This window comes from Bacillus sp. TCT6 (assembly GCF_056033845.1).
This window is the reverse complement of the sequence record NZ_JBVYHX010000001.1, coordinates 1,298,704-1,313,882: the sequence shown is the minus strand read 5'-3', so window position 1 is coordinate 1,313,882 and position 15,179 is coordinate 1,298,704. Positions and strand designations below refer to the sequence as shown.

Below are 15,179 nucleotides of genomic sequence, written 5' to 3'. Positions count from 1 at the left end.
TCCCTTTATTTGTCACACACATATGTTATTTTGACCAAGACTATATTGTAAATGAGGTGACAACATGCCCATTACGAATCGATTTTCTACCACCACTAACGGCGCACTCGCTATTACAGGTAATACTTTAGGCTTAAGTAAAATTAGTAATCAAAACCGTGCTGGTACAATCGGGGCCATTGGTGCGTTCGTAACTACGAATACAGCTTTACAAGTTCCTACTTTTCCTGCTGGTACAACGTTAAACTATACACAAAATAGTTCTACCGCTATTTTAAATATCCCTGCTGGCAGTACTATTCTTTACGCAGAACTCATATGGGGAGGAAATTATTTAACTCGCGATCAAAATATTACAAGTGTTCTAGGAAATCCCGTTTCATTTACGACACCCGTTTCAACATACTCAATTACTCCTTCAGCTGTTACAGCTTCAAATCAAACATTCGTTTCAAACTCTATTACATTTGGCTTTTATACTCGTTCAGCAGACGTAACAACTCTTATTCAAGCGGGGGGTTCTGGTTCCTATACTACAGGAGCTGTCCCTGGACTTGTTGATCCTTTAGATGCTTCAAATGGATCTATTAACTCGGCTGGATGGACACTCATTGTCGCTTATCAAAACGGGACATTGCCTGCAAGAAACTTAACCATTTACGTAGCTGGTAACCGTGTTTCTGCTGATACTGGTAGTGCAGATGTAGCTGTTTCAGGATTTTTAACACCCGCAGGAGGACCTGTAAGCGGGAGATTATTCTTAAGCTCCACTGAAGGAGATGCAGATTTAACCGGGGATCAAGCATTATTTGGACCAAATTTCAGTTCATTAAATGCTTTATCTGGGCCAAATAATGCTGTAAATAACTTCTTCGGTTCTCAAATTAATAATGCTGCTGGAAACTTAGATACAACTGGGACATTTGGAACGCGAAATCAAAGTGCTTCTACAGGCACAAACATCTCCGCTGGGAGACAGGGCTGGGATATTACTTCTATTGATATTTCTCCTTATTTAACAAACTCACAAGTGTCCGCCGCAATCCGTTTAACAACTAACGGAGATGCGTATATGTTAAATACAGTCGGTTTACAAATCAACATAAATTCACCTACTATACAAGCAACGAAAAGCGTGAATAAAAGTGTTGCTGCAATTGGAGATATTCTCACTTATACAGTTACGATCCCTAACACCGGACTTCTTCCGGCGAATAATGTTACCTTTACAGACATTCTCCCTAACGGGACTTCCTTTATACCTGGCACTGTAACAGTAGATAATGTCCCGCAAACAAACGCAAATCCCGCCGCTGGTATATCTCTTGGAACAATCAATAATGGTGCTTCTCGTACAGTAACTTTCCAAGCTACTGTCGTTTCTCTTCCAAGTCAAAACCCTATCTCTAATACCGCTAATATTACATTTCAATATACACCTATCGCCGGAGGAACAACCTTTAACGGTCTTGCAACAAGCAATTCTGCTGGAACACAAATTAACCTGGCAGATATTAATGGAACAAAATCAGTCAACAAAATTTTTACCGATATTGGTGAAACATTAACTTACAGTATTGCCTTAGCTAATATAGGAAATATCGCTGCAACGAACGTTATATATACGGATCCGATTCCTAGCGGAACTACTTTCATTCCAGGAAGTGTAACTGTTAACGGAGTTACTCAAGCTGGAGCAAATCCCGCTAATGGTATATCAATTGGTTCGATTGCCGCAAATTCCACTACTACTATTTCATTCCAAGTGCTCGTTCCTTCTATCCCTCAAACAAATCCAATATTAAATAGTGGAACAACAACATATCAATATATTCCTGTACCAAATCAACCTGCAGTAAGTGGGACTGATACGACAAATATCGTATCTACTCAAGTGAATAACGCTACTGTAACAATGGTAAAAGCAGTAGATAAAAATTTTGCAGATATTGGTGATACACTAACGTACACCGTTTCTTTTACAGGTACAGGTAATACAAATGCGAACAATGTTATTTTTACAGATGTCATTCCTACTGGAACAACTTTTGTTTTAAACAGTTTAACAATAGATGGCACTACACAAGTGGGCGCAAATCCCGCTAACGGCGTGAACATTGGATCCATCCCAAGCGGCACAACAAAAAATGTTACATTTCAAGTAGTAGTAAACACAATACCCGTGTCAAATGTCGTATCTAATGGATCAAATGCTTCTTATCAATATACCGTCAATCCTATCCAATCACCCGTTACAAAAAACATTTCTTCTAATCTCGTTTCCACTCAAATTAACAATGCGAATGTAACATTAACAAAATCAACTAACAAACAATTTGCCACAATTGGTGAAACGATAGGTTATACAATCCTTATTACAAACAGTGGAAATACAGCCGCTAATAACGTACAACTAACAGATCCACTTCCAAATGGAACGATATTAACATTAGGTTCGGTAACGCTCAACGGCGTTTTGCAAAATGTAGATTCTCTCGTTGCTTTACCTATTGGCACAATTCCTGCTGGAGCTACTTTTATCCTCTCTTTCCAAGTAACAGTTATTAATATTACTTCACAAAATCCTATCCTTAATAACGCTTTTGCCTCTTACATTTACACTGTAAATCCAAGTCTGCCACCAACTTCAAAAACAGCAAATTCTAATTCTGTTACATCTACAATTAGACTAGCAAATCTCCATGCTAATAAATCTGTAGATAAGACGTTTGCGGAAGTTGGCGATGTATTAACTTACACCTTTGCTCTTACTAACGATGGAAATGTTGCAGCAAACAACGTATTACTATCCGATTCCATCGCGAATGGCACTTCCTTTGTACCGAACAGTGTTATAGTTAACGGTGTTACTCAGCCGGGCATAACACCAGCTAGCATCAATATTGGTAGCATCAATGCTAATACTACAATTACAGCTTCATTCCAAGTAGTAATAACTAGCATTCCAAATCCAAACCCTATTTCAAATAGCGCTTTCGTCTCCTACAACTTTATCGTTGATCCAAACGCTTCACCTGTAAATAAAAACACTACTTCAACCACTACATTTACTCAAGTAAACGATGCAAATGTCATTTCAGCAAAAACAGTGGATCAAGCGTTCGCTACCGTAGGGGATATATTAACTTATACTGTTACTTTGACGAATGCAGGAAGTGTTTCTGCTGATAGTCCTACTTTCGTAGATACAAATCCAGACGGTACTACCTTTATTCCAAACACTTTTCTTATTAATGGTGTACTCCAAAATAACGCAGATCCAAATATAGGTGTTCCACTACCTTCCATTCCTGCTAACGGCTCACTTACCGTCTCTTATCAAGTAACCGTCACCTCTTTACCAACACAAAACCCAACGATAAATTCATCTAGTACACAGTATAGTTTTATTCTAAATCCGGGAGATCCACCAACTATAGAAATATCTGTAAGTAACACTGTAAGTACACAAATTAATTTAGCTAATGTAGTTATTGTCAAAGAAGTAGATTTAACTATCGCCGATGTAGGGCAACCAATCACATATACAATTTCTTTAGCTAATCTTGGCAATACTACAGCAAATAATGTTATTGTTACTGATATAATCCCTAATGGCACCACTATCGTACCAAATAGTATTTTTATAGGTGGTGCTTTACAACTAGGTGCAGATCCCAGTACCGGTCTTCAAGTCGGCTCCATTCCTTCGGGTGGTTTTACAACGATTGTTTTTCAAATAAGTGCAAATGGGCTACCTTCACCAAATCCAATTCAAAACAGCGCTTCACTTCAATATAGCTTTATCGCTGATCCAAATTTACCCGCTCTTGTTAGAAACGCTGCTAGCAATATAGTAACTACACAAATTAATACTGCTAATATCATTGCTACAAAGCTAACAAGCACAAACTTTGCTGATGTCGGTGATATCATATTATATGCGACTATTTTAACAAATAACGGGAATATCCCTGCTGCTAATGTAACGTTTACAGATATCATTCCAGCGGGTACCCTCTTCATTCCTAATACTGTAACGATTAATAATGTCCCTATAGCTAATGCAAATCCTGCTAACGGCATTTCGATTGGTACGATAGGAGCAAATTCATCACGCACCGTTGCATTCCAAGTTTTTGTACCAACTATCCCTGCTGTAAATCCGATTACAAATCAATCAGGCACAACATTCCAATATACGTATGATCCATCCAAACCCGCTGTGATGCAGATGGTTGCTTCTAGCACTGTACAGACAACTATTAATAACGCCTCAATTGCCGCTACTAAATCGGCAGATAAACAGTTTGCTAACGTAAATGATATTATTACGTACACGACTACTTTAACGAATAACGGGAATACACTTGCATCAAATGTAATATTTACAGATGTAATCCCAAACGGGACATCGTTCATTCCTAATAGTGTTACTGTAAACGGGAATGCACTGCCTAATGTCAATCCAGCAAGCGGAATTGCAATCGATCCAATAGATCCGAATACAAATACAATCATCTCGTTCCAAGTACAAGTAAATTCTATCCCGAACCCGAATCCAATCCCGAACCAAAGTAATACAACGTATCAGTATGTCATAGATCCTAACTTACCTCCAGCATCCGCTAATGCGCTGAGTAACGTAATAACAACTCAAATCAATAATGCCACGATTATCGCTACAAAATCAGTGAACACACCGAATGCTGCAATTGGAGATATCGTTACTTATACAATTGCAGTTACGAACACAGGAAATATCCCTGCTAGTGCTACAGTTTTAACAGATGGGCTTGGACCTGGTGCATCCTTCATCCCAAATTCCGTTACAATAAATAATGTTTCCCAACCTGGATTAGATCCTTCATTAGGGATTCATTTAGACGATATTTCACCAGGAAACACTACTTTCATTACATTCCAAGTGAAAATTCTGGCTATTCCACCTAGTGGAACTTTAACGAATAATGCTCTTGTAAACTACGAATATGCAGTGAATCCAGCTGAAACGCCAGCTATTGGTAGTACCGTTACAAACACAACAGTTACACCGATTATTGACGCTACTTTAGTAATAAATAAAAGTGCTAGTACAACTTTCGCTACGATTGGTGATACAATTACATTCACTTCATCTGTTACAAACACAGGAAATACTACTGCGAACAACATTGTTTTTACAGATACAATTCCAAACGGTACTACCCTTGTCCCAAATAGCTTTAAGATAAATGGTGTAACCGTCCCGAATGCAAATCCACAAAACGGTATCAATATTGGTAACTTAAATTCAAATGCATCGGTTACACTCAGTTTCCAAGTAAACATCACAACGCTTCCAAACCCTAATCCAATTCCGAACAAATCATCGCTTCAATATAGCTTTATTGTTGATATAAATGAACCGCCTGTTTCACGAACAGTTCAATCCAATACAACTTTTACGCAAGTAAATTCAGCTTCCGTTATCGCAACGAAAACTGCGAGCAGTGCATTTGCCGCTGTTGGCGATACAATTACGTATACAACTACTCTCACTAATAGCGGAAATACTACCGCAAACACACCTGTTTTTATCGATATATTACCACCTGAACTTTCATTCGTTCCTGATAGCGTACAAATTAATACCATCCCACAACTTGGATTTAGACCAGATAGCGGAATCTCTTTAGACTCAATTCCAGTTGGAGGAACGACAACAATTAGCTTTCAAGCTATCGTTGGCTCAATACCAGCTACAAATCCAACTTTGAACCAATCCAGTACGACATACTTGATCATTGTTGACCCTACCCAGCCACCGGTGACAGAAACAGCTACAAGTAATCCAACTTTAGTTCAAATTAATGAAGCAATTATTCAAGCAACGAAAAGTGTGGATCGACTATTTTCTGACGTAGCACCTGGAAATTCATTTTTAACGTATACAGTTTTATTAGAAAATGTAGGGAACACAACTGCTACGAATATCATTTTTACAGATCCTATTCCAAATAACACAATATTTATAGAAGATAGCGTTCGAGTCGGCGGAGTTTTATTGCCTGGGGTAAATCCAGCGAATGGAATACCAATTGGGGATATTATTGCAGGAGATTTTACAAACGTCACCTTTCGCGTTCAAGTAGTTAGTATTCCAAATCCAATTTTCACAATTGGACCTGGTGGACCAAACTCACCGGTTGTAAATAGTGCCTCCATTGACTATCAATTTATTACAGGACCTAATTTACCACTCGTTTCAAGAAGTACGACATCCAATCCCGTTGCGACACAAATAAATTCCGGAGAAATTGTGGCAATCAAATCTGTAGATAAAACTTTCGCAACGATTGGCGATACAATTTCTTATACAATTACATTAAGTAACCCTGGAAATGTCACTTCACAAAATATCATTTTTACAGATATTTTACCTGACGGAACGACATTCATATCTGGCACTCTTACAAACGATTCTGGTACACAGCAAATCGGAAATCCAGCTAGCGGGATACAGATTGGAAATATAAACCCAAATGGAACGGCCGTTATTTCTCTCAACGTACTTGTTACAAACATTCCAAGTATAAATCCTATCTCTAATTTTAGTTCCATACAATTTGAACATGTGATTGATCCTAGCCAACCTTCTGCATTACAAACAGCTGTATCTAATACAGTTTCAACGACCATTAATAGCGCAGTATTAACTACAACAAAAAGTGTTGATAAATCTATTATTTCCGTCGGGGATACACTTACGTATACAACGACTATTACGAATACAGGAAATACACCAGCTACAAATATAACTTTTACAAGTGCGATTCCTCCTAGTACTACTTTTGTACCAGATTCGATCACTATAAATGGCATCCAGCAGCTTGGTGCACAGCCAGCACTCGGAGTAAATATACCAAATATCGCTCCTGGTGAAACAGTAACTGTTACTTTCCAAGTAAATGTGATTTCTGTTCCCCCTTCAAGCTCAATTATGGATAACGATACAATTTTATATTCTTATACTGTTGATCCAAACGGAACTCCTGCTACTACTTCTACTTCAACAAACATTGTTACAAACCCTGTATTAGATGCTATGATAATGATGATTAAATCAGTTGATCAAACACTTGTAACGCTAGGTGATACCATTACCTATACGACAATTTTAACGAATAATGGTAATACAAATGCAACGAATATTACTTTCACCGACCTTATACCAGATGGTACAACGTTTATTACTGATAGCGTTACAATAGATGGCATCACGCAAATTGGCCTTAATCCTAATACAGGTATAACGATTGGAGCAATTGCTCCTAACAGCTCAATATCTATAGCATTTCAAGTGACGGCTACTTCTACACCTGTTCAAAATCCTATTGCCAATTCCGCTAGTGCTTCTTACACATTTATCGCTGACCCAAATGCCCCTATTGTTTCAAGAAATGTTACTTCAAACACAGTGTTCACTACGATTAATACAGCTACCATTCTTTCATTAAAACAAGTCGATAAATCCTTTAGTCGTATTGGAGACACACTCACTTATACTGTCGCTTTAACAAACAATGGAAACTCATCCGCACAAAATGTTATATTTACAGATACAATGCCGAGCGGAACTACTTTTATTGCAAACACATTCTCTATTAATGGGGTTCCTCAAAGTGGTGCGGATCCATCGAATGGTGTGAATATTGGGACTATAACAGCCGGGACTACAGTAACCGTTTCGTTCCAAGTTACTGTAACGTCATTACCAACGGAAAACCCCATTGTAAATTTCTCATCAACATCGTACCAATTAGTCTCACCACCTGATGCAGAAACTTCAATTAGTAATCCTGTTTCAACGCAAATTAAAGAAGCCATATTATCCATGACGAAAAATGAAAGTGTATCCTTTGCAGATATCGGGCAAACTGCTTTTTATACTACTTCTATTACCAATGTAGGAAATACCGATGCAACTAACATTGTATTCACAGATGTATTACCAAGTGGACTCACATTTGTTCCTAACACATTAACTGTCAATGGCGTTTTACAACCTAACGCGAATCCAAATACAGGTGTATTACTTGCAACACTTCCACCAAATGAAATATATAGTATCGTCTTTCAAGTGACAGTGAACAGTATTCCTCCTAGTAACCCAGCACCAAATACAGCATCAACGACGTATGAGTTTACTGTTGATCCAGGTAATCCGCCAGTATCGAGTACAGCTACTTCCAACACTACACTCCTTCAAATAAACAACGCAACTATTATTAGCATAAAAACAGCAGATCTTACTTTCGCGGATGTTGGTAATACAATAACATTTACACTTAACCTCCCTAATACCGGGAATGTGACTGCAACTGATGTAACTATTATTGACATTCTTGATAGTAATTTAAGTTTCGTTCCAAATAGTTTCACAGTTAATGGGCAAACCATTCCAAACGCTGATTTATCTACTGGTGTAAATATTGGTTCCATTAATGGTGGTAATGCGGCAATCGTTACATTCCAAGCAACTGTTATTACACTTCCAACACTTAATCCCATTTCTAACTCTGCTTCTATCACATATCATTATGTCGTTGATCCTAGCCAGCCACCTATTACAACTTCCAATCAATCTAATACAACGACAACACAAATTAATAGCGCTACCCTTACTGCACAAAAAAATTCAAATGTATCTACGGTAGATATCGGGCAGGATATTACCTACACCGTTACAATTACAAATAGCGGAAATGTTAGTGCAACGAATGTTATTTTTACCGACCTTATTCCAGACGGAACTTCCTTTGAACCAAATAGTTTTACACTAAACGGAACTAGCATCCCAAATGCAAATATCATTACAGGCGTTCCAATTGGTGATATTGCGCCAAACGAATCTGTCATCGTAGCATTCCATATTAATGCCAATGAAATTCCGCCTATAAATCCAATTACTAATCAAGCTAGCGTTAGCTTTCAACATATCGTTAATCCAGCTAATCCTCCAGTTTCAAAAAACATTACTTCTAATAGCGTTTCAACACAAATTGAAAGTGCTATTTTAAATACGATTAAAATAGGAGATAAAGCATTTGCAACGATTGGTGATACGATTACGTATACAACAACTATTACGAATACAGGAAATATCCCAGCTAACAATGTTGTATTCTCAGACCCTATACCATCGTGGACACAATTTGTTGCAGGATCAGTTGTTGTTGATGGAACTCCATTAACATCCGCTTCTATCATTGACGGCGTTGGCATAAATACAATAACTCCAAATCAAATCGTAACAATCGTATTCCAAGTTCAAATTGTAAGCAACCCAACAACGCTCACACCTGAACTCCAAAACTTAGGATTTGTTAACTTCCAATATAACGTAGGCAATGCATTACAGGCTCAACCTGGCAATGTGGAAACGAACGTCTTCGTTACCTCTATTAATTCAGCAATACTTTCAGCTGTAAAAACTACTAATACAGCCTTTGCAAATATTGAAGATACAATCACTTATACAGTTTTGATTCAAAATAATGGCAATACAAACGCTACGAATGTAAATTTCTCAGACATGGTTCCAGCAGGAACAACCTTTGTTGAAAATAGTTTTACTGTAAATGGAAGTAGCCTTCCAGGCGCAAATCCAAATTACGGAGTTAATATCGGAACAGTTAACGCGGGTAGTTCCTTAACCATTACTTTCCAAGTCATAGTTACATCAACCCCACCTTCAAATCCGATTACAAACGTAGCATCTATTCAATACGCATTCATCGTTGATCCAGCCTCTCCTCCTGTTACAAGCACGATAAATTCTAATAGCGCTTCAACACAAATTAATAACGCGACTGTTACAACTGTTTTACAAGCAAATCGAACAATCGTATCTCTCGGAGATGTAATTACGTATACAGCAACATTAACGAACACTGGAAACTTCCCTGCAAACTCTGTATTACTCATTAACGGCATTCCTGAGGGAGCATTATTTGTTCCAAATAGTGTCACGCTCAACGGAGTTTCACTTCCAGATGCAAGTCCAACTCTCGGTATTCCAGTTGGTATTATCGCACCAGGTGATTCTGCTACTATTACGTTCCAATTTCTCGCTAGTTCTATTCCACCGCAAGGAGCAATTATCAATCAAGCCATTACAAGTTACACGTATATCGTCAATCCAAGTCAACCTCCAGTTACAGCAACATCCTCATCTAATACGGTTAACACAGCTGTTGTTGATGCATCGTTATCCGCAATTAAAAATACAGATTCTCTCGTACAATCTACTGACGGTACAATCACTTACACAGTAGTCGTTCAAAATAACGGAAATACTACTGCAAATACAGTTACTTTAACAGATTTGGTTCCAGAAGGAACTGCATTTATTCCTAATAGCGTAACTATTAATAACGTTTCCGTTCCAGGTGCCGATCCTAATGTAAGAATACCATTAAACTCCATCGCACCGTCAGAAATAGTTAGCGTCACATTCCAGGTTATCGTTCAATCCATTCCAAGCGTGAATCCAATTTCCAATACGGCCCGTATTGACTATAATTTTATCGCTGATCCAACTGCTCCCATCATCTCTCGAACAATTACGTCTAATCCTGCTTTCACACAAATTTCGGATGCGACTATCCTTTCTTTAAAAGCAGTCAATGCACAACAAGCAACAACAGGTGATATTTTGACTTATACAATAACATTAGAAAATACAGGAAATATCCCAACTACGAATCTCACATTTTCAGACACTATCCCTCAAGGGACTACCTTTGTAGAAAATAGTTTTACACTTAACGGAACAGCTATACTTGATGCCAATCCTAATGTAGGTGTTACTTTGCCTAACCTAGCTGCAAACGCTACGCACCTTATTTCGTTCCAAATTCTTATTAACGATTCATTCTCGCAAGAATCAATTACAAATCAATCCAACACAACTTATACAATTCAGCCAGACCCAGGGCAACCGCCTATTACTGAAACATCTACTAGTAATATCGTCATTACAAATTTCGTGCAAGCACAATTGACAATTACAAAAACATCCAATCCAACAACTGTTGATATTGGCGGAACTATACTTTATATTTCTGAAGTAAAAAATATCGGCAATGTTGACGCAATAAATATTAATTTCACAGATTCTATTCCAGCTGGGACTACATTCGTTCCCGATAGTGTCACAATTAACGGTATCCTTCAGCCAGGTGTAAATCCAGAAAACGGAATACCGATTGGAACAATTCCAGCAAACAGTTCCAAAACGATACTATTTCAAGTGCAAACAAATAATCCACCTACTGAAACCGAAATTGTAAATCAATCTTCAGCAACTTACCAATATGTAAGTATTCCTGCAGCCCCACCAGTAAATCGTTCTGCAAATTCTAATATCGTTACAACATCACTTCAAAATGCAAATATTATTTCTGTTAAAAGTGCGGATGTAACTTTCGTATCAATCGGGCAAATTATTACCTACACAAATACACTTCAAAATATAGGAAGCGTTCCAGCTAACAATACCGTTTTCATTGATAACATTCCAGAAGGTACTATATTCATTGAAGATAGCTTAGCAATAAATAATGTAATTCAGCCTGGCGCTAATCCTGAAAACGGAGTAACTCTCGGCACGATACAACCAAATGAAACAGTCACTATTTCATTCCAAGTACAACTTACAAATATACCAGAGGGCAATACAGTCATTAATATTTCAGACACTTCGTACGAATACCAAATTGACCCTAGTTCTCCAATTATTCAGCGTAGATCGTTATCAAATGCAGTAAATACTGAAGTGCGGACGGCAAATGTTAGTGCCATTAAATCCGCCAATAGATCCATTACACGCATTGGTCAAATCATCACATATACAGTCGCAGTTACAAACGCCGGTACAGTACCTATTACAAATACTCTCCTAATTGACGCAATTGCAGCTGGGACCACATTCGTTCTAAATAGCATTCTTGTAGATGGCATACCGAGACCTAATGAAAATCCAATTACCGGTATCAACCTTGATATTATCCTTCCAAATAATACAATTATTGTTACTTTTCAAGTAAGCGTAGTCTCTATACCGCCACAAAATAACATTAATAATATCGCAGTCATTCACTATGAGTATGAACCAGACCCAAGCGCACCACCAATTTCAGAAACGACATCTTCCAATAGTACAAATATACAATTTATTGATGCTATTCTTATTGCTACAAAATCCGCTAATACTGTATTAGCTAACATTGATGAAACCATTGAATATACAGTATTCATTCAAAATAACGGATCGACTACAACTAACTCCATCTTTTTTACAGATACTATAGCGGATGGAACAGCATTTATTCCAGGAAGTGTAATAGTTAACAATACTGTACTTCCTGCAGCAGATCCGAATATCGGCTTTTCCATTCCTAATGTCGCAGCAGGTCAAATAGCTACAATAACATTCCAAGTTTCCGTTACGAATTTACCTGTTGTAAATCCAGCACCTAATACTGCAAACATCGTCTACGACTTTATTTTCAATCCTGACTTTGCACCAATTCAAAAATCTACTACTTCCAATACTACTTTCGTTCAAATTAATGATGCTGATATCGTTTCACTTAAAACTGTTGATTTGACCTCTGTAACAATTGGTGACATTTTAACTTATACAACAACTTTAACGAATACAGGGAATACGGATGCCACTGCTGTTGTATTTACAGACAATATACCTGATGGAACAACTTTTATTGACGGTAGCGTTTTAGTAAATAACATTCCTCAGCTTAACGCCAATCCAAGTGCAGGTATACTTGTAGGAACGATTACTCCTAACACTTCTATCCCAGTCACATTTTCTGTTACCGTCGTAGCTCTTCCTGCTAGCGGCCATGTTCAAAATCAATCAACTTCTCGTTATACAATAAACGCGGAAGAACAAATATCGACTAGCAATATTACCTTCACTGAAGTTATTTCTGCTAATGTAATTGCGACAAAAACAACGCCTATCCAATATGCTGACTTACAAACTATCATCCCTTATACAATTTCCATCATAAATAACGGAAATATACAAGTCGAAAACATTATTGTTACAGATATCATCCCAGCAAATACGAGCTTTATAGAGAATAGTGTTATCGTGAACGGCAATGCTCGGCCAAATGACAACCCTCTTAACGGTATACAAATTGATAACATTCCGCCTAATACGACAGCAACTATTCTATTCCAAGTACGGGTTACTTCGATTCCACAAACAAATCCAATCTCTAACACGAGTACAATTGAATATGAATACACGGTACCAGATCGACCACCTATTACCGAAACTATTATTTCATCAGCTGCCGCAACAGAAATTAATCACGCGAATTTGAATAGTAATAAGGCTGTTGACCTTGCATTTGCAACGGTTGGTGATACGTTAACGTATACGATTACACTAAATCAAACCGGTAATGTTGCAACAAATGATGTAAACATTCAAGATATTATTCCTCAAGGTACTACGTTTATAGAAAATAGCGTCATTGTAAACGGAGAAGCTCTTCCGGGAGTGAATCCAGTAAGCGGCATACCAATTGGCACTATAATTGTTGGTGGAGATGCTATCGTTTCATTCCAAGTAACTGTGACTTCTATTCCAACACCAAATGAACTAAACAACAACGCAATTACTACTTTTAACTATGTAGTCAACCCAAATAACGTACCCGTTACAAATACGACTACAACAAATACCGTCACAACTACTGTCCAAAATGATAATGTCATTGCCATAAAATCTGTTGATGTAACGAATGCCTTACCTGGTCAAACTTTAACGTATACAATTACGATTACGAATAGCGGTAATGTAACGATTGAAGACCTTCTTGCCATAGACACCGTACCAATAGATACGACTTTTGTTGCTGATAGTGTTACGATTAACGGAATCAATCAGCCTAATGAAAATCCTGAAAATGGTATTACGTTAGGAAATCTTGCTCCTAATGAATCTGTTATTATTACGTTCCAAGTGACAATATCTTCTTCTACTCTTCAATCTACAATTAATAATGATGCTTCTGTTTCCTATACCGTTATCATTGATCCAACAAAACCACCTATTACAATTACAAAACAAACAAATACCGTTACAACGACAGTCATTGATCCGATGGTTCGCATTGAAAAAACAACTGACAAATCTATTGTCGTTATAGGAGATATCATTACATTCACATTAGCGGTATTTAATCACTCCCCCATTCCGACAATCAGTACTTCTGTTATAGACAGCATTCCAGCTGGTACAACATTTATAGAAAATAGCGTAACAATTAACGGTACTTCGGTTCAAAATGTTCGTCCAGACACTGGTATTAATATTGGTTCTTTATCTGCAGATACAGTAGCAACTATAACATTTCAAGTTCTCGTAACTTCTATTCCTTCAAACAGTACAATTATAAATTCTGCAACAGTTACCGCTGCTTTTCAATTGACACCACAGGATCCAATTATTACTTTCATTGTTAATTCAAATATTGTTCGTATACCAGTTCAATTTGTAACTGCAACAGTCACGAAAAACGCTTCCGTCAGCTCCGCTTATTTAAACCAATACTTTGATTACACGGTGCGTATTACAAATACTTCCGAAATTTCACTCTCAAATATTTCTTTACAAGATACCATTCCAGCAGGTTTACAATTTATAAACGGCACTGTCTTTATTAACGGTGAACGCTCTCCACTAGCGAACCCAAATATCGGTTTCCTAGTTGCCACTAATTTAGAGCCAAATGAAACAATTATCGTGTTATTCACAGTACAAGTAATAAGTCCACCTATTAATAATCAATTTAAAAATACGGCCAATATTTCGTTACAACTTCAAGTCTCGCCTACCGATCCACCAATTACAGTAACCGTTACAAGCAACGAAAACATCGTCACCTTTGTTCCAGAAAATCCAGACGAAACACTTCCAAATTTAAATTGCTTCTTTGACGGTGAACGCTTCATACGGATTACTCCCCAAAATGCAAGAAATTACCTTTGGACTTGGATTTGGTGGAATTAAATTAAAAAAGAGATTGTAGTTTGGTTGAAACCAAATTACAATCTCTTTTTCATTGCCTTTATCACACTACGTTATAACTCGT

Annotated in this window: 1 protein-coding gene; it reads left to right on the top strand. The window is 37.5% G+C overall.

Features of this window, described 5'->3' with window-relative positions; genetic code table 11:
• Positions 1–64 precede the first annotated feature (64 nt).
• Positions 65–15,097, top strand: coding sequence for a DUF7507 domain-containing protein (locus AC0ONG_RS06665; RefSeq protein WP_474203542.1), 15,033 nt, complete (start codon positions 65–67; stop codon positions 15,095–15,097).
• Positions 15,098–15,179: the final 82 nt, after the last annotated feature.